The following is a 25,399-nucleotide window of genomic DNA, read 5'->3' as shown; positions in this document are numbered from 1 at the left end:
GAAAAATAATAAATGAGCCAATATTGTGAACTAAATACATGTCTGCTAAAATTTATGATTATACCAAAATATGTGAATCTGTTTTATTAATTGACCCTAAAATTCGATTTGCAGGTGTTATTAATGAAAGGGGCAGATTGGTTGCTGGTGGGATGCGGGAGAATGTTGAACCATTAGAAAGTGAAAAAGACGACGAAATGATTTTCATGGAATTGGCTTTACGTGTCAAAATGAGAAAAGAGTTTGATAAGCAACTAGGTCTCGTAAATTTTGCTATGGCTTCACGAGAACGTGCTTTAGCTATTAGCGTATTGATAAATGATGATATTCTTTACGTAGTATCCGAACCTGATTCTGATTATGGTGTATTGCCTAAGAAAATACTTGACATAGTTCATTCATAGAATCCATTTCCATTTTTGGGAATTTATGATCTTATTAATTAGCAATCAAAATCTCTAGATACTAACATGGCAGTAAATAGTAAATTAAATACAAACTATTTGGCAATTACAGAATTAACCTCTGAGATTAATTCAATTGTTAGAAGATCTTTTGATAGTGGGAACAAAGAATTGTCTCCATACGATGTAGAACATATCTTGAGAATTACTTCTGATGTTACCTCTAAAATTCGTCCACAACTCAAAGAATTAACAGTATAATCGCTATCCTTCCTGAACTCTGAAATATTTCTACTTTCATTCCTTGTAAAGATGGATTTCTAACTGTATCTATAAATAGAAATTAAAAAGACAAATTTTGTGCCAGTAGATCCTGTATGCGGAATTGAACTTGATGAGGAACTTGCATTACTTCATGAATATGATGGAAAAAAATTCCATTTTTGTTGCAATGGTTGTAGACGTATTTTTATCAAAAAACCTCGTAAATACAAAAATAAAATTTAGATTGGAAAAGCACCACACATTCTACAGAATTTAGAGTTTTTAACTTCGTGTTTACAATACGGACATGCATCCTCTGAGCTTTTTTTAGGAACTCCGAACAGTTTCTTGTAAATCTCATAATAATGCATTGACTCTCTGGTTCTGATGACTACGCCATCTTCTTTTTCAGTGATTAATTTTTTTTCCACATATTTTTCTTCATTAATAATAGATTCAAACAAATTAGTTAGTCCGGAAGTTCCTGAACCATCTTGCATTGGTGATTTCTCTCTCCATGTGATCTGTTGAGGAAGAAATCTCTCAAATGTCTTACGAAGTATCCATTTCCCATGTCTTTGATTATTTTCATTCCTAACTTTCATATCTACTGGAATCTTTTTGGCAAGTTCCATTACTGTATCTTTTAAAAATGGTGATTCTATGTTTATTCCAATTTCTTTGCCTATTTTTTGAGTGGGAAAATGCATTACTGAACAAACTCTGGTGATCTCTGCTTCTAATTCATTTTCAGGTTTATTTATGAGAAAATTATACCCTGCAAATAATTCGTCTGCACCATCACCAGTAATGATGGATTTCTCTCCGTTGTCTTTTGCCCATTTTATGGCAAGATACATTACAACATTATTTCGAATCTCGATATCGTTGAAATTTTTTAAAATCTTTATTGTCTCTTCAACTGCTTCAAGAATCATGGAAGTTTTTACCTGAAAAATCGTAAGGTGCAAATCAAATTCCTTTGCTATTCTTTGACAATATGTAAGGTCTGTTGAAACAAAGTCTTCTGCAATAATTGCTATTGCTTTTGGTTTTCTGTTTTTTAAGAAATATGCTATGATGGAGCTATCCAATCCTCCTGATAATGCTATTAAATTTGATTTACAAGAATTACATGACTCTTCTAAAATTTTGTAGAGTTCCTTGGAAGCATTATCCAACATTACTCAGTTTTCTCTGAAATTAAAATATCTATGCCTATTCAGATTTTCTGATTAAACATGTATTTTATTGCAAACTTAAAATATGTTATAGGGTTTTTGGCAATTAATGCTTCTTCCTGCTGAAATTGAATCTAAAACTCTAATTCCTGCATTACGTGCAATACTTGCCAAAAAACTAGCAGAAGATCATAATATTAGAGAAGATGAAATTTCCAAAATGCTTGGCGTTACTCAAGCAGCTATTAGTAATTACATTCGTGGAACAAGAGGTGATCCCTCTTTAATTGCAAAACTTTTGGCAGAAAAACAAGTTGCAATAATGATTAATGAACTAAGCGATAGTCTTTCATCAGATATGGCATATACTCCATCCAGTCTTTCAAAATTCATAGGTCTTTGTAATTATATTAAATCTAGTCTATTAATTTGTGAGATACATCATAATCTTGAATCAAACATTGATGAGCAGGTGTGCAAAGAATGTGAAAATATGCTTCTCAAAGGTCCTGGAAGCGTTTACTAAACTTTATTTAAAATAATTTCAATTGTAGATGTCATACTTCCAATTCCTGGAGCTTCTGCTGTGTCTAGGATAATTTTTTGAATTTTGGAATTACCTTTTAGCATTTTTTCAGTAATGATATTTGCAACTGCAACTGCATTTGGAATTGAATTTCCCTTTGCTTTTAAAATAACTTCATGTTTACTTCCTAAAGTTGACAAAACATCAATAGCTGATTGCATTACAGGATCGTTTCCAATGTTTATGATGGTGCCTTCAGACTTTTCGGTCTGCTCTTGACCATACGGTTCAGATATCTCTTCCATGAGCATTATTCAACAATCAGCAATTTTTTGTTCTTTTAAGTTTTATCGACCATTGATTCATTTTTCAAAGTAATCAATTGGTATATTTTGAAAATCTCCGTTTGGTAGGACCCTTCTAATTGTAATTGGGATCACTCTTTGTTCTAGTTCCTCCATTGCAATATCTAATGAAATTCTTGCAGTTTTTGGAATCGGAATAAATGGTGGAGCTCCTAATGATAATTGCAGAGCTCTTGCTCCCATAATTCTTGCCTTTTCAAATCTTGTAAGTGTTGGAGGACCAATTGTTATTTTTCCTTTCTCACAAGGAATTTCTTCTGGCTCGTGCTCTTCAACTTTTTCAACAACCTCTCTACTTTCAATCTCTTTGATTCTTTTTTCAAGACTTTCTTGATCTTTTTCACTTAGTGGTTCAAGACCTCCTTTCTTTTCTATTAATTTTCGATAAGTATCTAGTGCTTTGTTTAGTCCAGCATTTTCTTCTGGAATAATTTCTTCTGATGTTTCTGAAACTTCCTCAGTTTGAGGTACATCTAACAATGGGGCTTCTTTAACATCAGACAAGTAATAAAATTTTCTTAAAACGTTATATAATCTAATCATTTTAATGAACGAATTGAACACATCTTCTGTTTCCAGAAAACAACTAATTTTAGAAATTCGGGGAAAAGCAAAAATTTCATGTGATCTAAAACGTCATTTGTCTCCACGAACTGTTGGAACAATAATGAGATCTTTGCCTTTGGAAGGAAATGCACATCTTCTGGGAAAAAGTATTTTGTATTTTGAAACTAGTGTTGACTCTGGAACGGAGAGGTCAAGATCTGAATTCAAAAAAGGTGATGTGGCATTTTTACCATCTTCTGGAAGTATTTGCTTTTTTCTAAATGATGTAGTTTCAGGAAAAACTATGACGCCAATTGGAAAGTTAGGCGATGATGTTGATATACTAAAGAATGTTAAATCTGGAGATATACTTAGTATCTATGAAGATACTGCTTGATACAAATGATGTCCTGAATATCCGCCGACTCTTTTCACTGTTCCTTTAATTGCAGAATTTTTTAGAAATGCATTTGCTGCAGATATTTTAACACCTGTTTGTCTTGCAAGATCTTGGACTGTGACTACTTTGGAATTTTGAATAATTTTCATGGCTTGTTGCTCATTGACCTGAACTGTGATCTCTGCTTTCTTTGGGCCACTCTCGCCTTTGTCTTTTTTACTCTTTTTTGTATCCTTACTTCCAGCTGATTTATCCTTGTTTGCAGCTGTTGGCTTTTTTGCTCCACCCATAAATCTAGAAAAAAATATTCCTCTTATAAACGATGAAGAACTTTGATGTGTGAAATTTTTATTAATTATTTGAAAAATTCTAAAATCTTTTCAAGTATAAATAACATCTTTCCTATCATTAATTATGGGTATTGTATCTAAAGGTGCAAAATGTAATGTTGATGGATGTGATCAAGATGGTGCTCGTTCTTTAAACACTGCAAAGGTGGAAAATGCCGGTCTTAGGGTAACTTCATCAGGTAAAAAAACAGTGCTTTGCAAAGAGCACTATAAAGAATGGAAAAAAGAATCTAAAGATGATCGTGATCTTGAACGTGCAAGATTTGATAAATTTTAGATTCCTATGTTAGTTTGAAGGATTTTTAGAATAATCTTCTCTGAGTTTCTCATATAGTTTATCTAATTTTTTATAGAGTCTTTTTGGTTCTCTTTTTTTCTGGTTACTCAATACATACAATGCGATAATTGGAAATGCAATTGTTGCATCAGCATATACTGTAACCATTCCATTATGTGCATCTTGAACTTTGCCCCAACTTTTTCCTTCTTGAAGTGTTGCCCCTGACAATCCTCCAGTGTCAGGGCGTGCATCAGTAATTTGAATAATGTAATCTTGTCCACCATCATCTCTTTTTAGAATTTGGTCTAATAATGGACCTGTTTGCTGAGCAGTATTTTTTGGAACTCCGCCTCCCAATTCTAAAATACCTGATTTCTTTGAGTCATAAAGAATAGCTGCCTGCTCTATAATCTCTCTTACAAAATCTAAATTGTAAATTTTGTCTTTAAGCCTATGAACTGCTAAATTCAAGGCTAATGATGAATCCTTTATCGTAGATATGTACACTGGCACATCATAATCATATGCCGATGTAACAAAACTTTTTTCAGGATGTTTTGATTTCTCCTTGCTTATCTTTCCCATTAAATTACAAAATTCAGCAGTTGTAAATGGTTTATCTGGAAAGTCGTCGCCAAACATTTTTTGAATTAATTCATCTTCTGCTTCTAATGTTTCATGAAATTTAATGTACACATCTCTGATTCTTACAATTTCATTTTCATACAATTTCATATCATCTACATCAAAACTTCCTTGTTTTACTGGTAACCCCCATGCAAAATGATCTTCATGGTATACATTTGCACCCGTTGTAATTATCCAGTCTACAAATCCTCTTTCAATAAGTGTCTTAATTATTCCACCAAACCCGACAGGTGTCATTGCCCCTGAAACTGTAAGACAAATTGTGGCATCTTCCTCGATCATCTTTGCATAAAGTTTAGCTGCATCTCCAAGCTGTCTACCATTATATCCTGTACTTGCAAAGACATCAACTAAATCCTCTATAGTCATATTTGGATCTAGTTTAATGTGAGGGATATCTTTACCATGAAATTCATGTGGGTCCACTTTGGAAAATAATTTTTCATTCTAAATAATACTTGCGGAAAGGACTATGTTGTATGAGTTACCTTTTCGTTGAAATATTACTTAATTAGGAATGATCTAAAATAATACTAAATGAAAATAATCGATTTACATGATCCTCGAAGAGTTGACAAATCTCCTGACGATGTTGAAATTTTGATGTCATCAGGAAATTTCATTCAAGATGAGTTTGTAATTTCTAAAGTGGAATTGCGTCTTTACAATGAACGGATTGATGATGAATTGGGAATTTTCTCTCTGATTACCTCTTTTGTAGAGACTGACAAAGGCTCTGTGGAAATGATTTATGATGAGGGATTTCGTGGTGATAACCCTTTGAAAAGAACTAGAGAATTTTTAATTTCTAATTTGGGAATATCTGCTTTGATTTTGCGCTCAATAATTTGCCTGCGTGACAAATTTGATTAATTCCAAATTTCTACATAGTATTCTTACTGATGATTTCTGCTTGTTCCTTAAGTAGAAAATTCTGTTTTTTGCACATATGAAACAAAATACCAAAAAACATTCATTGCTATTGGCACTACCTGTGCTTGCAGCACTTGTTTTTGGAACTTCTAATGCGTTTGCAGAAGCTGCAAGTTTTGGAATTGTTCCAGATATTGTTTCACTTGAAAAGACTGATGCATTTTTAGATGTATCTGTTGAATCTCCAGTAGATAAAGCTGTAGTTCAATTCAGAGGTGGTACTGATGGATGGGCAATCATAGGCGGACAAGCATATGATTCAAAAATTGGAATTACCGGAAAAGCAGTTCATCAAGGTAATGGAGTTTGGAAAGTTAAATCCATAGCTGACATTGCTGTAGAAAACAGATATGCTACTTTGGAATTGAAAGGAAAAGCAGTTGATGGAAAACTTCGACTACATGGAACTGGAACATTGGATGGGGGAGAACCATTTAGAATAATTCTAAGAGGTAACTATGCTCCAATCTATGACCAACCGGGAGATTTCGTACTTGACTGGTCAATGGCTAAAATACAAAACATGGAAAATGGATTTAGAATTCCATTATCACAAGACGGTGTAATTCATGTAAAGTCAATAATGTCCGTTGAGGAATTAACTGCTTTAGAAAGTGAAATAAACATTGAGGAGTAAACCCTCTTTCTTTTTATTTTCAGAAAATATGTTCTCTAACATTGTACGCAGTGTTTGCAAGGGGAAAATTTCTCTTTAATTGCTTCTTCTAGAATATCTGGAACAAAGTATGTTTTATCCTCTTTTTTCACATAGTATATTTGACAATCTGGAATCATCTTTCCTAAATCATGAACTACCATGTCTGATTTATTTCCAAGATATCCTACCATAATTAAGACTCATCCAATTTTATGTGTTGAAATATCGATACATAGAATATGCACTTTGTTGTCATAAGGCTCTTTTATTCTTAATGTCCTATAAACTAGATGAAAAATTGTCCAAACCTACTTTGATTTGATTTTTGAACATGAACTGCATAATTTTTCAAATGTCATACTGTTTATGGGTTTGAATTTATTCCCACAATTTTCACATGTGTTTTGTAAAATCAACCTGTTGATAGTATTTTCATCTAATTCGTCAGTCAATCTATTCCTCTTTACTATGTGTAGTTCCTGATTTATTGATATTCTTTGTTAAATCATTTTCAATTTTTTTGATTTCTTCATCTATTTTATCTATATCCTCTGACGATAATGATATTTTGAACTTGGTGCTTTTCGATGATTCTTCTTTGATCATTTTATTTTGGCTCCATGTGGATTACTATCCAATCTTGAATCGCCATATCTGTACGATGATTTTGACATCTTACATTGGGACATGGGACTAATCTGAGACAATTCCCTTCCTCACACTTTCTGTATTTTCCTGGAATGTTAGTTCCTTTGGGAGTAATTTCCAAGTCAAATTTTCCATGTAGTAAATATGATAATCTTTTTGATATATTTTTAGAAAATATTTTTTATTAATCAGATGTTTATGTAATTACACATTCACATTTTTGCTGTTTTTCAAATCTAGGATATTTTAGCTTATGGCATACATCACAGTATAGTTGATTTGACACATCTTTCTAATGCTGATTCGTGTATTAAGAGTATTGTATGTTTGATCTTTAGCTAAATTTGTCTGTTTTTATTTTTATTTTGAAAGAATCATGGTTTAGTTTAATTTTTTTTAACCCTTTTTTCAATATATGTCTCAGAACTGAGTGTATTATTTTAAAAAAATACTAGTAGCCTTCCTCTCCTGGGAAAAGAAGACACCAATAGTTTGCATTAGTCTTTGAAGATTTTTTTTGACCTATTTTACATGGTCCAAATACCTTCCCAGCAGATAATTCTGACTGGTAATTTGGGACTCTTTGAATCTGTTTGACTATTGCTGGTGTTACAAAAAATGAATTTACCATTTGATTATTTACATCAAATTTCTCCACAGTATCGATGACGTTGTAATCTGTCAGGCCATCATCTCCAATCGAATCCTTTGGAGTATATGGTGATGGTCTGCCTCGATTAGTACGAAAATCTTTGATGTTGATGATTTTGCCTAAAATCTTGCCTATTCCCACTGCTTTGGTTTGTTCTTGTGGCTTATTGTAATCACCCAAATTGATTTGTGTTTGTGTCGTTTCGTTCATTTGTGATTCATTTTGATTATGATTAAATTCTAAATGAGTTATCTCTTTTATCATGTGATGACCCAAAGTCAACCCTTATTCAACATGTCTCTAACTCTTTTTCAATTGATTCTGCATTTTTATTATCATGAATGACTAGCATTCTGACTATTTTTAATTTCTAAACTCCAATACGCTTAAGTTCATAATTATTAGATTACAGTCATGGTGGATTATGAACAAGATCATGGCAAGTATGAAACAATATCCATTGAATCAAAAGTTAGAGAGGGCGTTTTTCATAAAGTTGTTAAGGACTTGGAAACAGGAAAAGCCGTTTCTTGTTCTTGTAAATGTTGGAGTAAAGGAAAAAAACCTTGTGCTGGTATGAGAACTGTTGGTTTTGACACTCCTTAGATTCTAAACTCTGGAGAATATCAAAATAGTTTCATATCTCTCATTATCTTATGTTTTAGATGGCTGATTATGATGAAGCAGGTAGATTGATAATTTCAAGAGCTAAGCAATTAGATGAAATTCCTGAAACCTGTTACAATTGTAATGGGGATGATCTTCAAATGATTATGACTCATGTTGATGGTGGAAGTTGGATTTGTTTAGATTGTAATTGCCTGAACTCGTATGAACCATCGATGAGATTAACCAAAAACATGCCTTTTTCTATGTTAAATTTAGGCCGAGACGAAATTATCTTTATTCCTGAATGGGATTTTGAGTGACTTGAATGCCCTGCATGATTTTCACTTTTTGATATGCAAGTCTATCTGTGTCTATCTCTATCTCCAATTTGACATTGAGTACCAGTGAGTCCATACCCCAAGAATTTTAAACCCAAACAATTGACTTGGTACTTATGCGAATATTACAACTTCATTGTGACAGCATTGAATACACTCCAACAAAAAAGGAGATCAAATCTGCTGAAGATATTGAAAATACCGAAACTCAGAGATTAGAAGAACTGGTAGTTGTATTTGTTGCAATTGAAGATGGTGATGATTCTTCTGTAGCTCAGGATGCTATTTCACAAATAAAAAATTCAATGGAAAAAATTGGCTGTAAAAAATTATTGTTATATCCCTATGCTCATCTTAGCTCCAATCTTGCAAAACCCTCCACTGCAATTTCTTTACTCAAAGAGATGGAATCTTCTGCATCTGATCTTGAAGTTTCTCATTCTCCATTTGGATGGACAAAATCCTACAAGCTTCAAGTAAAGGGACATCCGTTGGCTGAAAGCTCCAAAGTTGTAACAAAAGATTCTGCTAGTTCACAAACTGAAGAACTCACTTCAGATGCATTAAAGGGTGAATCAAAAATTAGATCTATTTGGAAGATAATGTCTCCTGATGGAACAATGTCTAACATTGGGGATTTTGATTTTACAAATCATAAAAAACTAGAATCATTGGCAAAATATGAATCTGCAAAGCAGCGTCGTGTTGATGAGCCTCCCCCACATGTTGCTTTAATGAAAAAAATGGGAATTGCAGATTATGAACCAGCTTCTGATTCTGGCAATATGAGATTTTATCCAAATGGTAGATTGATAAAATCTCTAATTGAACGCTATGTGACTGATAGAGTAAAAGACTATGGTGGGTATGAAGTTGAAACACCAATCATGTATGATTCTGAACATCCAAGTATGGTTAGTTACTTTAATCGATTTCCTGCAAGACAATACAATATTGATTCAGAAGGCAAAAAATTATTTTTAAGATTTGCAGCTTGTTTTGGACAATTCTTGATGGCTAATCAATATCAAATGTCTTACAAGAATCTGCCTTACAGATTGTATGAGCTTACAAGATACAGCTTTAGACGAGAACAATCTGGCGAACTTGTTGGTCTTCGACGTCTTAGAGCTTTTACAATGCCTGACTGTCATGCATTTTGCAAAGATATGGAACAAGCAGTTGAGGAAATTAAGGTGAGATTTGATTTGTCTCAAAGTGTTCTTACCAATCTTGGAATTGATGAAAATGACTATGACATGGCAATTAGATTCACTGAAGATTTCTACAATGAAAATAAATCTTCCATTGAGGAATTAGTAAAGAAACATGGAAAGCCAGTGTTGGTTGAAATGTGGACTGAAAAATTCTTTTATTTTGTTCTAAAGTGGGAATTTAACTTTGTTGATGGACTGGGAAAAGCATCTGCTCTATCTACAGACCAGATTGATGTGGAAAATGGGGATCGATATGGAATTGAATTCATTGATGAAAATAATACTCCACAACATCCGATAATTTTACACAATTCTCCTAGTGGTGCTATTGAGCGAATTATTTATGCACTACTTGAAAAGGCTGCAAAAGACTCCAAAGAAGGAAGAAAGCCACAATTCCCATTGTGGCTGGCACCAACACAAGTGAGAATCATTCCGCTTAATGCTGAATTCGATGAGTTTTGTAAAAAACTATGTGAAAGAATATCTGTAAATAATATTCGTGTGGACATTGATGATAGAAATGAAAGTATTGGAAAAAGAATTCGTGAAGCTGAAAAAGAATGGATTAGATACATCTTGGTAATTGGTCAAAAAGAAACAAATTCTCAAAATCTGAGCATCCGTGATAGAAAAACAGGTGATGTTCGTGAAATATCGTTTGATGATTTCCTAGATGAAATAAATGAGCAGACCAAGGGAAAACCTTTCACGGGTTTGAATTTGCCAAAATATCTCTCAAAGAGACCTCAACTAATGGTGTAAAAAATGAGTTTTTTTGATTTATACATGAACAGGAATCCTCTCATTACTTCCTCTGATGATGACACTGAACCAGTAGCTACTATTTTTGGTGTTCCTTTTGATTCCACTCACTCTTACAAGCCTGGTTGCAGATTCGGACCTGATGCAATTCGTGATTCATTTAACAACATTGAGATATTTCATCCTGATCTTCAAGTAAATTTAGAAACTGTAAACATTGAGGATCTTGGAAATACTCGACACACTGTAGTTGCATCTGAAATGATTGACATGGTAAAGAAAATCACTACTGAACTTGTTGCAAAACAACGACAGCTTTTCATTTTGGGTGGTGAGCATTCTATTACTTTTGGTACATACACAAGTTTTCCAAAAGAAACAGGCTACATTGTATTTGATGCTCATTATGATTTACGTGATGAATTTGCAGATATCAAACTAAGCCATGCCTCTTATCTTAGACGAATAGTGGAGGAGAGAGGCTCTGATAATATCTTGCATATTGGTGCTCGCGCATTTGTTAAGGAGGAACTGGAATTTCTTAAAGAAAATAATATCAAAACAATCTCTGATAGGCAAATTAGAGATGGAAAAGGACCTCAATTGGTAAAAGACTATGTCTCTACTTTTGATGCAATTTATTCTAGTTTTGATCTTGATGTTCTTGATCCTGCTTTTGCACCTGGTGTTGGTAATCCTGAGGCAGTGGGAATTACATCCAGAGAGCTATTTGACATGATTTATTCCTTCCAAGAAACCAAGGTGATTGGAGCCGATATTGTAGAATTGAATCCCTATCATGATAATGGCTCTACTGCATCACTTGCAGCAAAAATTATTTCTACATTAATTGCCATGAATCTTTCTCCAAACCAATAAAATTAATTTCCATAAAATTCCATTTTTTAGTCTTAATTTTAATAATTAGAGTTGTATAATTTCTATTATTTTCTTGTCTACTCTGAACAAACTATCTCTTATGAGTAAATTAATTTCAAAGTAACTCATGCATGAATTATTTAGTCAAGTTATGGATTCATTTGATGAATCAATGATGGAAGAATTAAAACAAGAGATTAAGAAATTATCTGAATAATTGTTAATTTTTTGAATAGTGATATTTAGAATCTAATCTCTGTTCTTTTCATTATCTTTTAGTATCTTGTCTAGTGGTACAATCACTGTTCTATCTGAACCTTTACAATGATTTTTTGCTTTGTAATGCTTGTGAATTTTGACTTTGGCCATCATTACACTATCTATCCCATATTGTCCTTGATGATCAGTAGTTTCTTGACTAACAATATGACATGTTTTAGAAACATTACACCATTTACAAAGAATTTTTATTTTTTTCTCACCTGTCATGAATTTTTTGCGAGAGTTTTGAACTTATGCCTATTGAAGTAGGATTCAAGGTTTCACTCCTGAAATGATCATCATAATTACAAGAAAAATCCCTAATCCCACCACTCCAACTGTAATGAGTTTGAGCATAAGATAATGTGTGATAATTTGTATAAAGAGTTTAGAATCTAACTAGCAATCATACTCATCAATGTCAGTCAAGTCCATGTCTGTTCCTAAATGTTCCAAGATTGATTGTTTTGACATGATGTTACTCGTTTATTCTTAAATTATGAATATATTCTAAGTGATGTTCAAAAAATACACTCAAAATACCTGTTTTTATGTATGAAAGGGGTATGGATTTTTTTGGATTCCTAAAAATCAAGAGTTTCAGATATAGTTATTATCAAGATTGAAAAAATTCTCACATGGGATTCAAAAAAGGTATTAACAAATGTGTAGAATGTGAGAAGAACATGAAAGAGAATCCTGATGAAACAGGTATGTGCAGTAAATGTGGTTCTGAACAAACTCGTATTGAATCTGCAATATACAAAGAATTGATCAATGAAGGAAGATTTCCATAAGGTATTCTAAGAGTTCTTTGAGTCTGACAAGTAGACTGCGCTTTTGTCAATAATTCGTGCTCGATTAAGAATCCTTTAGGAATCGTACTGTTAATAACAGTGAGGTTTGCCGGATTATACCGTGCTAAATAATCTAAGGGAATCTCTTCGACCAACACTTGAAAAAATTGGAAAAGGGGTTGCATCTACTGGTTTATCTCCTAATTTTTGGACTGTTGTAGGTCTTGTGATTGCATTAATTTCTGCAATAGTTTATGGTCTTGGAATTGAATTTGGATTAATACTTGGAGGTATTTTGTTACTTGTTTCAGGATTCTTTGATATGGTTGACGGTCAAGTTGCTAGAGTTACTGGAAAAACTTCAAAAAAAGGTTCATATCTTGATTCAATGTTTGATAAAATTGCCGAAGTTGCGATATTTTTAGGAATTTTAGTTGGTGGTTATGCTGAACCTTATCTTGTATTGCTTGCAATCACTTTGTCCTTATTGGTAAGTTATGCTCGAGCAAAATCTGATGCAATAGGAATCAAACTTCAAGGCATTGGCATTGGTGAAAGAGCAGAGAGATTATTGGTAATTGCTGTTATAGGTATCATTGGTTTTATGGATATTGCAGTTGTAATTGTTGTGATTATCGCAGGGGTTACACTAATTCAAAGAATGATTTTTACTGCAAAAAATATTACAGAATAATTCTAACGAAGTTTTCCACGTTTTCTTCTACTGTCTTCTGATCTAATTTTAAGAATCTTAAAGTGAATTGCACATGAAATACAATACCATTTCAAAACTGTTGGGGATGCAATGTATGCTCCTTGTGCACGTAGCTCTTTTGCTAAAGTATGTTCTACCAAATTTAATCTAGATGTAACTTTTTTTGCTTTGTCTTTTGGAACTGTTTGACCACAGTTTGTACATTGAACTGTACCAGAAGATCCTTTTCCTCCTTTAGTACGTCCTCTACTTGCACGCTTAAGTGGCATGAAAATAAACAATTTTGCCTACTTATAATCTTGTGGACAAAAATAATGCCTGTTTGTGGAGTTGTCTGATTATTCTGAGATTTTCAAAATTTTGAGGATAGATGCTCACGATTGATCATTTTGATCACCTTGATTGGTATTAATACAAAATTCATACTAGATTTAATGCAAGAGCAGGATCTAAACACTAAAAACTTCAAAAAGAATGAACTGGGAATCATTGAGCACATCAACGATGTGAGTTTGGAGTTCTCTTCTATGCTGGGATTGGATTTTCAGGAAGGGCAGATTTTCATGAATTTGCTGAGAGTAGGACCTACTACCACTGGTGCATTGGCAAAAGAGATGAAAATTGATCGAAACAAAATCTACAGGATTATTGATGATTTGGTAAATTCGGGTTTTGTTTCAATGACTCTGTCAAGTCCAAAACTGTGTATTGCAACAGAACCTGAAAATGCAATTGAACTAGTATTACATAAAAAGAAAAAAGAGATAGATAAAATAAATAAATCTAAAAAAGAAATTATACAAAAAATTGAGAGTGTAGTTGCTGCTCCTTTTGGAACGTCTATTCCAACATTCCGGGTAATTCAGGGATTAAATAATGTCTATTCTAGTATTGGTATGTCGATAGAAAATTCTAAAGGCGTGGTCTACATTGTAACCACTATCAAAGATATTATTCGAATGTATCATAGTGATATCCCTGAAAAAATTAAACTGTCTACACAAAATGGTGGCAAAGTATTTGTGATCACAAATTCTGATGAGAAAAAAATGATTCCATACATTAAACGACTAAATGCCACAGAAGTGAAAATTGGTAAACTCCCATCAAATGGGCGAATCCTGGCATTTGAAAATAAACAAATGTTTATGTCTGATTCTACAAACTCTAATGACTTTATGGATGAAAGCTCTGATATTTCATTATGTACTGATGCAACAGAAATGACGCATAACATATCAAAATTATGTCAATTTTTGTGGGAAGTGTCTTCTCCGATAAATCTAAAATAATAAAATATTTTAATAAAATAATTCCTAGAATATCCATTTATGATAACTCTTCTACTGACACACTAATGTTGAGCAGATCATTGATTGTAGTTGCATTTGTCATGGAAATTAATTGATTGATGATAATACTGTTGGCTGGAATGGATGATGTTGTAGTACATGCTGGAGTACTTCCTGCAGATGGATTGTATACTCCTATTGGACCTTCTATTACAAGACACACCTCATACGAATGTGAATTTAGTGTGTCTTCATTACCTACTGAAAAATTTATTGCATCTGTTTCAATTACACCATTTTCTGCAACTTCTTGAATAAAATCAATTGATGTTATGTTTACACTTGGGGCTGGTACCTCTACATTGTCGCTTGCACCAATCAAATTGAATGAAAGTGGTGTTGAAATACTAGCTCCAAAAGCTAACGACGATGTCGCTAAAATTACCATTCCTACAATAAAATAAATTATGATGCTACCCAAATTTTCTACTCCTGTCGTTGTCTTTATTTTGTCTTATTTGAAAATCTGATTCTTTCTTCAAAACAAGCATTTCTAGATCTAGTGTATGTTTTCAATTAAGACCATGTTTGTAATATTTTACAATCAAAAATTTCAGAAAATATGCTTATTTTTTAATAAAATTGATCCATGTTTTAATTCTAGATCGAGTTATTTGAAATGATGGTAATGCATGGGCTTTGTCATAACTGCTTTAGATCAGGCGTTGAATTAGTTGTAGAAAAGGGTCTGATTATTTGCAAAGACTGCTTTGCCAAAAAAAATGCAAAAAACTAAATCTCTACTATCTAAAAATAAAAAAATGAAATTGGCAGTCTTTGCACATTGTGCAATTGATACTATTACTTTGGATGAGACTAATTATGAACAAATTGGAGGTTCTGCCTGTTATTGTGGCATAACTGCAAGACAATTCAAATTTGATGTTGACTTGTTTACCAAATTCGGTTCTGATTTCCCAAAGCAATACCTTACTGAAAATAAAATAAATTTTATAAATTCAGAATCTGAAAAAAATACTACCAAATTTGCAATTAGTATTTCTGGTTCTGATAGAACGCTTAAACTTGAAAATGAATGTGGTGCTGTAGATTATTCATCAGTGGATGCCGATGGTCACCTTGTTAGTCCAATATATCATGAAATAACAAATGATGTTTTTAAAAAAATTAAAAACAATTCAAATTTTCTCTTTGTTGACCCTCAAGGATTTTTAAGACAAAAGGATACTCAAAATAATATTATTTTAAAAAACACCGAACTTGATTTATCTGATGTAAACGCCATCAAGATTAATCCTGAAGAAGGAAAATGTCTTGTAAATGGTACTCATGATGAAATGATGTTGGCATTACAAAAAAAAGGAATCGAACATGTACTCTTGACCAATAAGACTGATGTTTCTCTTTTGGTAAAAGATAGAATTTACTCTATTACTCTTCCAAACAAAAATATTCATGATACAACTGGAATTGGGGATATTTTTTGTGCTACTTTTACATGCACACTTCTAAAAGAGAAAGATTTTTTGTGGGCACTTTCATTTGCTGGAGGTGCTGCTCAGGCCGCACTTGATTCAAAAAATGTGGGCCTACAAAAAATACCTTCAAAAGGTATAGTTCAAAACAATGCAGTATATTTTTACAATTTAATAAAATTTAGGAATTTATAATTCACTTTTTTAAAAAATCCAAATTCTGAGTTAGACTTTTAGATTATGGATTCAAATTTTTAAAATCAAGACATTTGGAATCAAACTCATTTAGATATCTTGGTTTTTTAGTTAGTGTATCTTCAACCCAAATTTCACACGTTTGAGCATCAATGAATTTCCTATCTGCATTATTGGTAACAATTTGTAACATTAGAACTCCTAAAAGAACTATGATCAAAATTATGGGTAGTTTTTTTGAAGAAATATCCACAAGTTTGCTCTGTAAATTTTTAAACTTAAGCTTATTGTTTAGAATATTTCTAGTAATTTGTATTGATGTGGATTTACCCTTTATTGAAAATCAATAAAGACAAATATTGAAAACTCATTATATCAAACTCATGGATAATCCGTCAGAGATTAATTCTGTCTATTGGGATGAGAGTACCAAATCTTGGAAATACAAGATGATTGTAGTTGAAGAATATCATGGGTTTGTAGAATGCCAGCATTGCAGAAAACCCATGTCTCATAATGTAAAATCTGATGGGGAATTCAAGGTAGTATATGTAAAGTGTGGTTGCACTAGAGATGGGTTTTAATTTTTAAATCTCAACACGCTTAAGTTCATTATCCTTAAAAAAATCTATTAACAAGTCTTCAAAAAGAACAATCCTTAAAATTGGGATAATTGCGTGACCAGCGTAGTCATTATTCTTTTATTCTACTGAATTGATTGTTTCTTCTGTGCAAATAGGGATCTATGGTTCTGGAACTGCAGAAAATGCAGCAAAGATAATCAAAAAAATTTTAGATGAAAATGGAATTAAATCATTTCCGATGACCAAATCAAAAGGAAAGATCACCGACTGTGTTATTGTATTGGGGGGTGACAAGGGAGTGAGAAATTATTTTCATAGGACTTTTGATTCTACATCTCCTGTTCTAGGAATTAGTGAAGGCGAAGCAAGTGGATTTTTGGCACAGATTGAACTAAGAGAATTTTCCTCGTTTGTTGGAATTTTAAAAAAACAAAATTACACTGTTGAAGAAGTTCCACGGCTCGGTGTAAAGATTGATGGCAAAAATGTTTATCCTGTTTTAAATGATGTAGCTGTCTTTTCATCCAAGAGTGCCATGCTTATGGAGCACTCATTGAGAGTAAATGGTGAAGAAGTTTGGCACGATAATAGTGATGGAATAATTGTTTCTACTCCAATTGGCTCTTCCGCATATTCGATGTCTGCAGGAGGCCCTGTCCTGTTTCAAGACTCTAAAGTATTTGAAATAATTTCAGTAAACTCTCTTGATGTAACACGAAGACCAATTATTGTATCAAATGAAAGTTTAATTGAAATTGATGATGTTTCTGCAAGATTACACTGTGAAGCTGTGCTTGATGGTCTTGATAGATTCAAAGTAAAGAAAATAGTAGAGTGCACTCAATTTTTCCCTCCTGCAAAAATTATTCGTCTAAAAAAAGACTCTACTGCAATTTCTGCACTGGCAAAAAAAGTTCATTTGGCTGAAGAACTACTTAGCATGCCTCCAAGCTCAAAATTACTATTAAAGACATTGGAATATGAGGGTGCATTAACACAAAAGGATCTTGCAAATAAAACATTACTTCCAGACAGAACTGTTAGATTGGCATTAAGTCATTTATTGAAAAAAGGATATGTCAAAAAGAAAGTGTCAATTCGAGATGCCAGACAAAAAATTTATGAAATATCAAAAATCGAATAACTAAGGATAATCTCGTGATATTTTTTTTGTATGGGATACATCATCTTCTGTTGCAATCTTGGCTCTTTTTTGTATGTCTTCTTTGAAACACTCATCAGAACAACAGTCTTTGACTCCTACTTCGTAATCTTTTCCACATAACTTGCATTTTTTCATGAATTGTTTTGACTTTTTTTTACTCTCTATTTAGTGAAAACGCAAAATTCCCAGTATTGGAACTGTGTCAAAATTAATCTATTTTTCAGACGCTGCTTTAAGAAATGCTGAAAAAGATTCTTCTGGGAATCCTGGCCTGCTATTGAATTCTGGGTGGAATTGAACTCCAAGATAGAACTTGTGGGCTGGAATTTCTAATATTTCCATTCTTTTCCCTTCATCACTATCCGCTGAAAATATCAATCCATTTTTTTCAAATTCTGGTATATACTTACTATTGATTTCATATCTGTGTCTGTGACGTTTATTGATTGAACTTGAATTGTAAATTTTATGTGCTTTTGTATTCTCTTTGATTTTTACTTCATTTGCTCCTAATCTTAGTGAACCGCCCATATCTGAAACATCTTTTTGTTCTGGAAGTAAATCTACAATTGGATTTTTGGTATCTGGTTTAATTTCAGTAGAATTCACATCTTCTAAATTCAATACACTTCTACCAAATGCAATTGCAGCTAATTGAAATCCAAAGCAAATTCCAAGATATGGTATATTTTTTTCACGTGCATAATTTGCTGTATTGATTATTCCTTCTGATCCTCTTGTGCCGAATCCTCCTGGAACTAAAATGCCATCAAATTTTGATAAAATGCTATAATCTGAAATTGATTCAGAGTCTATCCACTCAATATCTACTGATTTTCCTATTTTTGCACCTGCATGTTTTAGTGCATGATTTACACTCACATAACTATCTGTAAGTGTTACATATTTTCCAACCATTGCAATCTTTACCTTTTGATCTTCATGATTTACCATGTTTTGAGCAATTTCATTCCATTTATCCCAATTTGTAGATGCATTAACCATTCCAACTTTGCCGAATTTTGTAAATATTGAATCCATTATTCCTTGATCATATAGTATCTGTGGAACTTCAAAAATTGAATTTGCGTCATGACATGACAACACATCTTTTGGTGTAACATTTGTAAACATTGCAATCTTCTTTTTTGTTTTTTCTTCTAGTGGAAGTGTACATCTTACTGCTAAAAAGTCAGGCTGAATACCAATTCTTCTGAGTTCTTGTACACTATGCTGTGTGGGCTTTGTTTTTTGTTCTCCAACAACATCTAGTGATGGTGCTAATGTGACATGAACAAAGATTACTCCTTGAGGACCCTCTTCAACTCTTAGTTGTCTGAGTGCCTCTAAGAATGGTAGTGATTCGATATCTCCTACTGTTCCTCCACATTCTACAATCAAAAAGTCTAGTTTTTCATCCTCTGCAATTTTTCTAATTCTGTTTTTTATCTCATCCGTTACATGTGGGATGATTTGCACACATGCTCCTAGATACTCTCCTTTCCTTTCTGCTTCAATTACTGATGAATATACTTGAGCAGTTGTGATGTTGTGGCTTTTAGGTATGTCTTGATTTAGAAATCTTTCATAATTCCCAATATCCATGTCGCACTCTCCTCCATCTTCTGTGACAAAGACTTCACCATGAGCTACTGGATTCATTGTACCTGCATCATAATTTAGATAGGGATCTATCTTTATGCAAGAAACTTTTTGGTCTGCTAACTGTAATAACTTTGCAATCGATGAGGTAGTGACGCCCTTTCCAAGGCCAGACATAACACCACCTGTAACAAAAATAAACTTTGTCTGCACATTAATGAAACGAACATCTGGTTTTTGTATGTTTTGACGATCATAATGATTGAAATAATAGATTGTTGTAATCTCATTGTGAAACTCACATTTTTTGCCTTATCAATTTTAACTGTGTTTATTCTCAGTTCTACTGCTCTTGCTTTTGCAGAGACTACCTATGAAATCAAGATTCCTTCAGGTGCATCTGATCCTGGTGCTCCTTTCTTTTGGTCTGAAAAAACAACTGGTACGACTACTGGGATAATTACAATTTATCCTGGTGATTCTGTTACTTGGAAAAATGCTGATACTGCATTTCATACAATTACCTCTGTTTCTCAGTCTGGGGAAGAAAATGGTCTGTTTGATAGTGGTTTTTTTACCGCAGGTGATTCTTACATAAGACAATTTGATGAACTAGGAGATTTCTATTATTATTGCAGCCTTCATCCTTGGATGAATGGGGTTGTTCATGTGATAAAGAATCCTGGAAGTGTTCAATCAATCTCTCGTATTGCTTCTGGATATAGTGATGATGGTTTGGGGTTTGAAGTGAAATACATTTTAGATACTCCTCTTGCAAAAGCAGTTCATGTTGATCCTGACGGACGTTCTCTGACATTTACTATTCTTGGTAATACTGAAAACGAGCAAATTACTCTTATTTTACCTCCTAAATTAATTGAAAATCCCAATACTGTATGGGTAGATGGAGAAATGGTAGAAATTAAAACAGAGGAGACATCTTCTGGTTCAAAATTGATCATCCCAATTAAACCTCACTCAAAAGAAATCAAAGTTATGGGATCTTATGTAATTCCTGAATTTGGATTTTTGGCAATGGCTATTTTGGGTGTAGGGTTTTTCTCAACTCTGTTCATTGCAAGATCAAAATTTTCTTTTGTTAGATAACTATACAACCGTACAAAAATAATTCATTTTTTAAACAACATTTAGAAATTTTAGACGATTGTTTTTTATTTTTCTTAGTGCATAAGGTATTGATGACTATCTAGTTTGGTGGTCATAACTGAAATAGAGTTCCCCTCAGTACAGTTTAAGAACTTGACCACCATATCTTTGACGGCATCGTTATTGCTTGAGAATTGTATTCTTTTTTAGATTTTTTGTAAATGATGTGATCTTTAATTCTAATTTGTTTTGAGGTGTTTTTTCTATCAATTTTAGATACGCGCTACCAACAATGACTGCATCTGCTCCTGCTTTGATGTATTTTTTTACATCCTCAGGCGTTGAAACTCCAAATCCTACTCCTATGGGGATTTTTCCCTTTGTTTGTTTTTTGACCTCTCTTATTGCTTTTAATGTATAATTTTTAATTCCTGTTTTGATTCCTGTTGTGCCAAATACTGCTACTAGATACAAAAATCCAGTTGAAACTTTAGAAATCTTTTCTATTCTTTTCTTTGAGGTGTTTGGAGATATTAAAAATATTGTATCTGCGTTATTTTTTGCCGCATCAACATATTCTTTTGATTCTTCAACAGACATGTCTGGAAGGATGAATCCGTCAATTCCTGCCTTTTTTGCATCTTTGATGAATTTTGCATATCCTTTATGATACAAAATATTGGTATATGTCATTAGTACTAGTGGTGTATCTGTCTCTTTTCTAATTTTTTTAACTAGGATGAAAAATTTGCTAATCTTTGTTCCTTTATCTAATGAGACTGTACTGGCATTCTGAATTACTGGGCCATCAGCTAGTGGATCTGAAAATGGAAATCCTAATTCAATAATGTCTACTCCTCCTTTGACTAATCCCCTAACAGTTGAAATTGTAGCCTTTTCATTTGGAAACCCTGCCATGATATATGCAATCAGAGCTTTCTGATTTTTCCTCTCCAACTCTGCAAACTTCTCTTTAATCTTTGACATGTTTATTCAAATAATTTTGTACTTCTTCTACGTCTTTGTCTCCTCTTCCAGAAAGTGTCACTACAATTGATTCGGATTTCTTTCCTTTCCTTGCTACTTTGATTGCCTCCGCAATCGCATGAGCTGATTCAAGAGCTGGAATGATCCCCTCTGTTCTTGTAAGCATTAGGAATGCATCAATTACTTCGACATCTGTTGCTGAATGATATTTTATTCTCTTTGTATCCTTATAGTATGAATGCTCAGGTCCAACTCCTGGATAATCTAATCCTGCTGAAATACTATGTGTTTCAGTAATTTGCCCTTCATCATCTTGAAGAAGATATGTCATCATACCATGTAGAACTCCTTTGGAACCTGCAGAAAGCGTTGCTGAATGCATTTTTGACTTTAATCCTTTACCTGCTGCCTCCACTCCGATAATTTCTGCATTAGTGTCTACTAGTGGATAGAATGTTCCTATCGCATTGGAGCCTCCTCCAACACATGCAATTACACTATCTGGTACTTTGTTGTTAATTTTTTTCATTTGTGATTTGATTTCCTCCCCAATCACACTTTGGAAATCTCTTACCATTACTGGATATGGATGCGGGCCAACAGCTGACCCCAGAAGATAGTATGTTGTCTCTACATTTGTAATCCAATCTCGAATTGCCTCATTAATTGCATCTTTGAGTGTCTTTGAACCTGATTTTACTGGATGCACCTTTGCACCAAGTAAATTCATTCTAAAGACATTAAGTTTTTGTCTAATCGTATCCTTGTATCCCATGTACACCTCAGCTTTCATTCCCAAAGCTGCACATGCCATGGCTGTTGCAACACCGTGTTGCCCTGCACCAGTTTCAGCAATGATTCTTTTTTTGTTCATTTTTTTTGCCAATAATGCTTGTCCTAATGTATTATTGATTTTGTGAGCCCCTCCATGTAGTAGATCTTCTCGTTTTAGATAGATTTTAGCACCACCTAGTTTTTCTGATAAATTTTTTGCATAGTATAATGGTGTGGGACGTCCTGCATAGACTTTGAGATAATAGTCTAATTCTTTTTTGAAATTTTTATCATTTTTGAATTTAAGATAATTCTCCTCTAACTCTTCAATTGCAGGAACCAATGTCTCTGGAATGTATTTTCCACCAAACTCACCAAATCTGCCATTTTTAGGATATTTCAATATGCATTCACCAATTTTTTTACTTGTTCTTGAATGTTGTCGCTTTTCATTATGCTTGAACCAATCAGAAATGCATCTGCACCAAACTTTTTTAGATAATTGATATCTTCTGGAGTTTCAATTCCACTCTCTGATAGAATTATTCTTGATTTTTTATATCCGTCAAGGACTCTTCCCGTAGTTTTCAGATCAATTTCTAGTGTATCTAGATTTCTGTTATTAATTCCAATGATGTCAGCTTCAGTCTTTAGTGCATTTTCAAATTCTTCTTTCGTATGGACTTCGAGGAGAATTTCTAGTCCTTGTTTGTGCCCATAACTGATAAAATCATCAATATCTTTGAGGAATTTTTGATCAAATAGTGACTGAATTACAAGCATATAGTCTGCTCCTATCTTCTTTGCCGTATCAATCTGAACTTTGTCAATCATGATGTCTTTCATTAATAATGGTACATCTACGGCTTGTCTTACCTTCATAAAAAATTCTGGTGAGCCATTAAACAAATGTGGTTGAGTCAAAACTGATAATGCCTTTGCCCCTCCTGCAATCATTTGATTTGCAATGCTTACTGGATCTGACGTAGTTCTGATTTTTCCAAGAGATGGTGACGCAAATTTTATTTCTGTTAAAAGTGTTGCATGTTGATTTGTCTTAATTATTTGTACAAAGTCTTTGTTTGATTTTTGTAAATCTGCATCAATCTCATACACTCCATCATCTATTGCCATTTGAGAATTGTTTACTAGTTTTCTTAGAATATTTTCTGCCATTATACCATCTCTTTTAATTTTGAAATATCACCTGTATCTTTAACAAATTTCTCTAATAATGAAAATGCTTTCCCATCTTTAATTGTGTTTAATGCAATCTCTACTCCTTCTTCAAAATTATCTGCAATATTTGCAACAATCAATCCTCCTGCGGTATTTAGTGCGGTGGTCTCAATCATTGCTTGGCTTGCTGTATTGTTTAGTACTCCCACGAATGATTTTATTGCATCCTCTTTAGTTTTAATTTGAATATCTTCTAGTTTTGATTTATGCAGTCCTACTACTTCAGGATCAATTGCGTTCATCAATACCCTATCCTTTCTTAAGAAACATACTCGATTAACTGCACTAGTTGAGAATTCATCCATTCCATCATCTGATCGTACTGTCATAATATTTTCTGCTCCTTTTCTTTTTAGAATTGCAGGTAATCTATCGAGATATTCTATCGAAAAAACTCCTACTAGTTGATTTTTCACTCCAGCTGGATTTGATAATGGTCCTAGTAAATTAAATGCAGTTCGTTTCCCTATCTGCTTTCTTGCTTTTGACACATGCTTCATTGCAGGATGAAATTTTTGTGCAAACATAAAGCAAATGTTGTGTTTTAGCAATATTTCTGAAATTCTTGCTGGCTTTAGGCTCAGATCATATCCAAAATATTCAAAAATGTCTGCACTTCCTGAAACTCCTGAACTTGAACGATTCCCGTGCTTTGCAACAATGCCTCCAGCAGCTGCTACTACGAATGATGCAGTTGTAGATACATTAAATGTCTGAAGTTTATCTCCTCCAGTTCCACACATGTCGATTATGGTTCCTTTGTTTTTTGTATCAACTTTGAGTGAATATTCTTGCATTTTATCTAGCATTCCCAATAATTCATCATCAGTCTCTCCTTTTTGTGCAAGATTTGATAGAAACTCTGCATTTTGATCATCATTTGTTTTCCCTGACAAAATGTCCGTCATAACAGAGTTCATTTGCTCATAGTTCAGATCTGTTTTTTGTTGCAGTTTTGTAATGATTTCTGAAATCATTTTTTTTCTCCTGATTTTGGTTTTCGTTTAATTTCTTCAATAACTGTATCTAAGAACTCTTGTGTGTCTTTGGGAATTTTTTCAAACTCTTTTTCTGAAAAGCTTTCATAAAATACCCAGTCATCAAATTTTTTCATATAGTTTTGAAAATCAAATGGGATGTTGTTTTCTTTAGATGAATCCTCTATACCTTTTCCAACAGAATACACAAAGATCAATGCCTCTTTAGGGTTATCTTTTAGATATTCCCCAACAGTGTAGGGCTTTGGATTATCCGAAATCACTCTTTTGTATAATATTGATTTTTCAATATTTTGCATTGTTGACTCTATTGTAAATGTTAAGAAATTATCCAACCCCCCAATCTCTTTTTTTAATTCAAATGAATTTAATTTGGTATTTTTTTTAACACATTGCTCTACTAACATATGAATAAAATCATCTGGAATGTTTTCATCTGAATAGTATTTTGTAAATCCGTACACCGAAACAAGTTTTTCTCTGTCAGAGAGTAATTCTGTCATATCATCTTTCTCCGAGGCTCA

At 33.2% G+C, this 25,399-nt stretch carries 40 protein-coding genes; 19 read left to right on the top strand and 21 right to left on the bottom strand.

The features are described from left to right. Nucleotides 1-38 precede the first annotated feature (38 nt). From ACW9W3_RS04720 to ACW9W3_RS04710, 3 genes are all read left to right on the top strand, one after another. Nucleotides 39-404 (top strand): DUF6659 family protein, encoded by a 366-nt coding sequence (locus ACW9W3_RS04720; RefSeq protein ID WP_457765006.1) that lies wholly within the window; start codon nucleotides 39-41, stop codon nucleotides 402-404. A gap of 66 nt (nucleotides 405-470) precedes the next feature. Continuing rightward, entirely contained in the window at nucleotides 471-665 is a 195-nt protein-coding gene (locus tag ACW9W3_RS04715) for a hypothetical protein (RefSeq protein WP_457765005.1), read from the top strand. A 99-nt stretch (nucleotides 666-764) separates the two neighbouring features. Further along, complete coding sequence (locus ACW9W3_RS04710) at nucleotides 765-911, top strand: YHS domain-containing protein (protein ID WP_457765004.1); 147 nt, start codon at nucleotides 765-767, stop codon at nucleotides 909-911. Here ACW9W3_RS04710 and ACW9W3_RS04705 read toward each other — a convergent pair. Continuing rightward, nucleotides 908-1,852, bottom strand: coding sequence for an asparagine synthase C-terminal domain-containing protein (locus tag ACW9W3_RS04705; RefSeq protein WP_457765003.1), 945 nt, complete (start codon nucleotides 1,850-1,852; stop codon nucleotides 908-910). The genes ACW9W3_RS04710 and ACW9W3_RS04705 overlap by 4 nt on opposite strands. 106 nt (nucleotides 1,853-1,958) lie before the next feature. Here ACW9W3_RS04705 and ACW9W3_RS04700 point away from each other — a divergent pair, with 106 nt between their 5' ends. After that, on the top strand, nucleotides 1,959-2,375 hold the full coding sequence (locus tag ACW9W3_RS04700; RefSeq protein ID WP_457765002.1) for a transcriptional regulator: 417 nt from the start codon (nucleotides 1,959-1,961) through the stop codon (nucleotides 2,373-2,375). On the opposite strand, the gene ACW9W3_RS04695 is transcribed toward ACW9W3_RS04700, so the two are convergent. Next, on the bottom strand, nucleotides 2,372-2,686 hold the full coding sequence (locus ACW9W3_RS04695; protein ID WP_457765001.1) for a DNA-binding protein: 315 nt from the start codon (nucleotides 2,684-2,686) through the stop codon (nucleotides 2,372-2,374). The genes ACW9W3_RS04700 and ACW9W3_RS04695 overlap by 4 nt on opposite strands. A gap of 51 nt (nucleotides 2,687-2,737) precedes the next feature. Beyond that, nucleotides 2,738-3,244, bottom strand: a complete 507-nt coding sequence (locus ACW9W3_RS04690; protein ID WP_457765000.1) for a DNA-directed RNA polymerase subunit K — start codon at nucleotides 3,242-3,244, stop codon at nucleotides 2,738-2,740. A gap of 43 nt (nucleotides 3,245-3,287) precedes the next feature. Between ACW9W3_RS04690 and ACW9W3_RS04685 the strand changes: the two genes are divergently transcribed. After that, entirely contained in the window at nucleotides 3,288-3,683 is a 396-nt protein-coding gene (locus ACW9W3_RS04685; protein ID WP_457764999.1) for a cyclophilin-like fold protein, read from the top strand. On the opposite strand, the gene ACW9W3_RS04680 is transcribed toward ACW9W3_RS04685, so the two are convergent. After that, a complete protein-coding gene (locus ACW9W3_RS04680) occupies nucleotides 3,665-3,976 on the bottom strand; it encodes a 30S ribosomal protein S25 (protein ID WP_048116069.1) in 312 nt (103 codons plus the stop codon). The genes ACW9W3_RS04685 and ACW9W3_RS04680 overlap by 19 nt on opposite strands. 124 nt (nucleotides 3,977-4,100) lie before the next feature. Between ACW9W3_RS04680 and ACW9W3_RS04675 the strand changes: the two genes are divergently transcribed. Beyond that, the gene (locus ACW9W3_RS04675) at nucleotides 4,101-4,313 is read left to right on the top strand and encodes a hypothetical protein (protein ID WP_457764998.1); all 213 of its coding nucleotides are present in this window, start codon (nucleotides 4,101-4,103) and stop codon (nucleotides 4,311-4,313) included. A gap of 9 nt (nucleotides 4,314-4,322) precedes the next feature. Here the strand turns inward: ACW9W3_RS04675 and ACW9W3_RS04670 are convergent, their stop codons facing one another. Further along, on the bottom strand, nucleotides 4,323-5,390 hold the full coding sequence (locus tag ACW9W3_RS04670) for a homospermidine biosynthesis protein (RefSeq protein ID WP_457764997.1): 1,068 nt from the start codon (nucleotides 5,388-5,390) through the stop codon (nucleotides 4,323-4,325). A gap of 111 nt (nucleotides 5,391-5,501) precedes the next feature. Between ACW9W3_RS04670 and ACW9W3_RS04665 the strand changes: the two genes are divergently transcribed. Further along, nucleotides 5,502-5,837, top strand: coding sequence for a hypothetical protein (locus ACW9W3_RS04665; protein ID WP_457764996.1), 336 nt, complete (start codon nucleotides 5,502-5,504; stop codon nucleotides 5,835-5,837). 76 nt (nucleotides 5,838-5,913) lie between these two features. Next, nucleotides 5,914-6,534 carry a hypothetical protein gene (locus ACW9W3_RS04660; RefSeq protein WP_457764995.1) on the top strand — a complete coding sequence of 207 codons (621 nt, stop codon included), beginning with the start codon at nucleotides 5,914-5,916 and terminating at the stop codon, nucleotides 6,532-6,534. A gap of 35 nt (nucleotides 6,535-6,569) precedes the next feature. Here the strand turns inward: ACW9W3_RS04660 and ACW9W3_RS04655 are convergent, their stop codons facing one another. The 5 genes from ACW9W3_RS04655 to ACW9W3_RS04635 form a co-directional block, all read right to left on the bottom strand. Beyond that, on the bottom strand, nucleotides 6,570-6,746 hold the full coding sequence (locus ACW9W3_RS04655) for a hypothetical protein (RefSeq protein WP_457764994.1): 177 nt from the start codon (nucleotides 6,744-6,746) through the stop codon (nucleotides 6,570-6,572). Between the two features lie 117 nt (nucleotides 6,747-6,863). Further along, complete coding sequence (locus tag ACW9W3_RS04650; RefSeq protein WP_457764993.1) at nucleotides 6,864-7,007, bottom strand: hypothetical protein; 144 nt, start codon at nucleotides 7,005-7,007, stop codon at nucleotides 6,864-6,866. A gap of 1 nt (nucleotide 7,008) precedes the next feature. Beyond that, nucleotides 7,009-7,161, bottom strand: a complete 153-nt coding sequence (locus tag ACW9W3_RS04645; RefSeq protein ID WP_457764992.1) for a hypothetical protein — start codon at nucleotides 7,159-7,161, stop codon at nucleotides 7,009-7,011. A gap of 1 nt (nucleotide 7,162) precedes the next feature. Next, a complete protein-coding gene (locus ACW9W3_RS04640; protein ID WP_457764991.1) occupies nucleotides 7,163-7,324 on the bottom strand; it encodes a hypothetical protein in 162 nt (53 codons plus the stop codon). Between the two features lie 330 nt (nucleotides 7,325-7,654). After that, nucleotides 7,655-8,119, bottom strand: coding sequence for a hypothetical protein (locus ACW9W3_RS04635; protein ID WP_457764990.1), 465 nt, complete (start codon nucleotides 8,117-8,119; stop codon nucleotides 7,655-7,657). Between the two features lie 150 nt (nucleotides 8,120-8,269). Here ACW9W3_RS04635 and ACW9W3_RS04630 point away from each other — a divergent pair, with 150 nt between their 5' ends. From ACW9W3_RS04630 to speB, 4 genes are all read left to right on the top strand, one after another. Next, nucleotides 8,270-8,461 carry a hypothetical protein gene (locus ACW9W3_RS04630; protein ID WP_457764989.1) on the top strand — a complete coding sequence of 64 codons (192 nt, stop codon included), beginning with the start codon at nucleotides 8,270-8,272 and terminating at the stop codon, nucleotides 8,459-8,461. 59 nt (nucleotides 8,462-8,520) lie between these two features. Next, a complete protein-coding gene (locus ACW9W3_RS04625) occupies nucleotides 8,521-8,784 on the top strand; it encodes a hypothetical protein (RefSeq protein ID WP_457764988.1) in 264 nt (87 codons plus the stop codon). A gap of 134 nt (nucleotides 8,785-8,918) precedes the next feature. Beyond that, nucleotides 8,919-10,784 (top strand): threonine--tRNA ligase, encoded by a 1,866-nt coding sequence (locus tag ACW9W3_RS04620; protein WP_457764987.1) that lies wholly within the window; start codon nucleotides 8,919-8,921, stop codon nucleotides 10,782-10,784. 3 nt (nucleotides 10,785-10,787) lie between these two features. After that, a complete protein-coding gene (gene speB / locus ACW9W3_RS04615) occupies nucleotides 10,788-11,663 on the top strand; it encodes an agmatinase (RefSeq protein ID WP_457764986.1) in 876 nt (291 codons plus the stop codon). A gap of 249 nt (nucleotides 11,664-11,912) precedes the next feature. Here the strand turns inward: speB and ACW9W3_RS04610 are convergent, their stop codons facing one another. Continuing rightward, nucleotides 11,913-12,152 carry a hypothetical protein gene (locus ACW9W3_RS04610; RefSeq protein WP_457764985.1) on the bottom strand — a complete coding sequence of 80 codons (240 nt, stop codon included), beginning with the start codon at nucleotides 12,150-12,152 and terminating at the stop codon, nucleotides 11,913-11,915. Between the two features lie 410 nt (nucleotides 12,153-12,562). On the opposite strand from ACW9W3_RS04610, the gene ACW9W3_RS04605 reads away from it, so the two are divergent. Both ACW9W3_RS04605 and ACW9W3_RS04600 read left to right on the top strand, forming a co-directional pair. Next, complete coding sequence (locus ACW9W3_RS04605; RefSeq protein ID WP_457764984.1) at nucleotides 12,563-12,721, top strand: hypothetical protein; 159 nt, start codon at nucleotides 12,563-12,565, stop codon at nucleotides 12,719-12,721. A gap of 121 nt (nucleotides 12,722-12,842) precedes the next feature. Beyond that, nucleotides 12,843-13,415, top strand: a complete 573-nt coding sequence (locus ACW9W3_RS04600; protein ID WP_457765019.1) for a CDP-alcohol phosphatidyltransferase family protein — start codon at nucleotides 12,843-12,845, stop codon at nucleotides 13,413-13,415. A 2-nt stretch (nucleotides 13,416-13,417) separates the two neighbouring features. On the opposite strand, the gene ACW9W3_RS04595 is transcribed toward ACW9W3_RS04600, so the two are convergent. Further along, nucleotides 13,418-13,705, bottom strand: coding sequence for a 30S ribosomal protein S26e (locus ACW9W3_RS04595; protein WP_109877128.1), 288 nt, complete (start codon nucleotides 13,703-13,705; stop codon nucleotides 13,418-13,420). Nucleotides 13,706-13,870: 165 nt separating this feature from the next. Between ACW9W3_RS04595 and ACW9W3_RS04590 the strand changes: the two genes are divergently transcribed. Next, on the top strand, nucleotides 13,871-14,728 hold the full coding sequence (locus ACW9W3_RS04590) for a TrmB family transcriptional regulator (RefSeq protein ID WP_457764983.1): 858 nt from the start codon (nucleotides 13,871-13,873) through the stop codon (nucleotides 14,726-14,728). 37 nt (nucleotides 14,729-14,765) lie between these two features. On the opposite strand, the gene ACW9W3_RS04585 is transcribed toward ACW9W3_RS04590, so the two are convergent. Further along, nucleotides 14,766-15,209, bottom strand: coding sequence for a hypothetical protein (locus tag ACW9W3_RS04585; protein ID WP_457764982.1), 444 nt, complete (start codon nucleotides 15,207-15,209; stop codon nucleotides 14,766-14,768). Nucleotides 15,210-15,549: 340 nt separating this feature from the next. Here ACW9W3_RS04585 and ACW9W3_RS04580 point away from each other — a divergent pair, with 340 nt between their 5' ends. Next, nucleotides 15,550-16,419, top strand: coding sequence for a PfkB family carbohydrate kinase (locus ACW9W3_RS04580; RefSeq protein WP_457765018.1), 870 nt, complete (start codon nucleotides 15,550-15,552; stop codon nucleotides 16,417-16,419). 43 nt (nucleotides 16,420-16,462) lie between these two features. On the opposite strand, the gene ACW9W3_RS04575 is transcribed toward ACW9W3_RS04580, so the two are convergent. Continuing rightward, nucleotides 16,463-16,672 (bottom strand): hypothetical protein, encoded by a 210-nt coding sequence (locus ACW9W3_RS04575; protein ID WP_457764981.1) that lies wholly within the window; start codon nucleotides 16,670-16,672, stop codon nucleotides 16,463-16,465. 130 nt (nucleotides 16,673-16,802) lie between these two features. Between ACW9W3_RS04575 and ACW9W3_RS04570 the strand changes: the two genes are divergently transcribed. Both ACW9W3_RS04570 and ACW9W3_RS04565 read left to right on the top strand, forming a co-directional pair. Further along, nucleotides 16,803-17,003 carry a hypothetical protein gene (locus ACW9W3_RS04570; RefSeq protein WP_457764980.1) on the top strand — a complete coding sequence of 67 codons (201 nt, stop codon included), beginning with the start codon at nucleotides 16,803-16,805 and terminating at the stop codon, nucleotides 17,001-17,003. A gap of 145 nt (nucleotides 17,004-17,148) precedes the next feature. Next, complete coding sequence (locus ACW9W3_RS04565) at nucleotides 17,149-18,147, top strand: sugar kinase (RefSeq protein ID WP_457764979.1); 999 nt, start codon at nucleotides 17,149-17,151, stop codon at nucleotides 18,145-18,147. Here the strand turns inward: ACW9W3_RS04565 and ACW9W3_RS04560 are convergent, their stop codons facing one another. Together ACW9W3_RS04560 and pyrG are read right to left on the bottom strand one after the other, a co-directional pair. Continuing rightward, nucleotides 18,148-18,303, bottom strand: a complete 156-nt coding sequence (locus ACW9W3_RS04560; protein WP_457764978.1) for a hypothetical protein — start codon at nucleotides 18,301-18,303, stop codon at nucleotides 18,148-18,150. Between the two features lie 78 nt (nucleotides 18,304-18,381). Beyond that, nucleotides 18,382-19,983 (bottom strand): glutamine hydrolyzing CTP synthase, encoded by a 1,602-nt coding sequence (pyrG, locus tag ACW9W3_RS04555; protein ID WP_457764977.1) that lies wholly within the window; start codon nucleotides 19,981-19,983, stop codon nucleotides 18,382-18,384. Between the two features lie 78 nt (nucleotides 19,984-20,061). Between pyrG and ACW9W3_RS04550 the strand changes: the two genes are divergently transcribed. Further along, entirely contained in the window at nucleotides 20,062-20,877 is an 816-nt protein-coding gene (locus ACW9W3_RS04550) for a copper-binding protein (RefSeq protein WP_457764976.1), read from the top strand. A 180-nt stretch (nucleotides 20,878-21,057) separates the two neighbouring features. Here the strand turns inward: ACW9W3_RS04550 and trpA are convergent, their stop codons facing one another. The 5 genes from trpA to ACW9W3_RS04525 are packed head-to-tail and all read right to left on the bottom strand — an operon-like array spanning nucleotide 21,058 to nucleotide 25,378. Further along, on the bottom strand, nucleotides 21,058-21,864 hold the full coding sequence (trpA, locus tag ACW9W3_RS04545) for a tryptophan synthase subunit alpha (protein ID WP_457764975.1): 807 nt from the start codon (nucleotides 21,862-21,864) through the stop codon (nucleotides 21,058-21,060). Next, complete coding sequence (gene trpB, locus ACW9W3_RS04540) at nucleotides 21,851-23,041, bottom strand: tryptophan synthase subunit beta (protein WP_457764974.1); 1,191 nt, start codon at nucleotides 23,039-23,041, stop codon at nucleotides 21,851-21,853. Before trpB ends, trpA begins: the two co-directional genes overlap by 14 nt. After that, complete coding sequence (locus tag ACW9W3_RS04535; RefSeq protein WP_457764973.1) at nucleotides 23,038-23,814, bottom strand: indole-3-glycerol phosphate synthase TrpC; 777 nt, start codon at nucleotides 23,812-23,814, stop codon at nucleotides 23,038-23,040. Before ACW9W3_RS04535 ends, trpB begins: the two co-directional genes overlap by 4 nt. Further along, nucleotides 23,814-24,854 (bottom strand): anthranilate phosphoribosyltransferase, encoded by a 1,041-nt coding sequence (gene trpD, locus ACW9W3_RS04530; RefSeq protein ID WP_457764972.1) that lies wholly within the window; start codon nucleotides 24,852-24,854, stop codon nucleotides 23,814-23,816. Before trpD ends, ACW9W3_RS04535 begins: the two co-directional genes overlap by 1 nt. Then, nucleotides 24,851-25,378: a hypothetical protein gene (locus ACW9W3_RS04525; RefSeq protein ID WP_457764971.1), complete on the bottom strand. Its 528-nt coding sequence runs from the start codon at nucleotides 25,376-25,378 to the stop codon at nucleotides 24,851-24,853. The genes trpD and ACW9W3_RS04525 overlap by 4 nt, the downstream gene beginning before the upstream one ends. Nucleotides 25,379-25,399 lie beyond the last annotated feature (21 nt).

This window comes from Candidatus Nitrosopumilus sp. bin_68KS (assembly GCF_054095825.1).
This window is presented reverse-complemented; position numbering and strand designations above follow the sequence as displayed.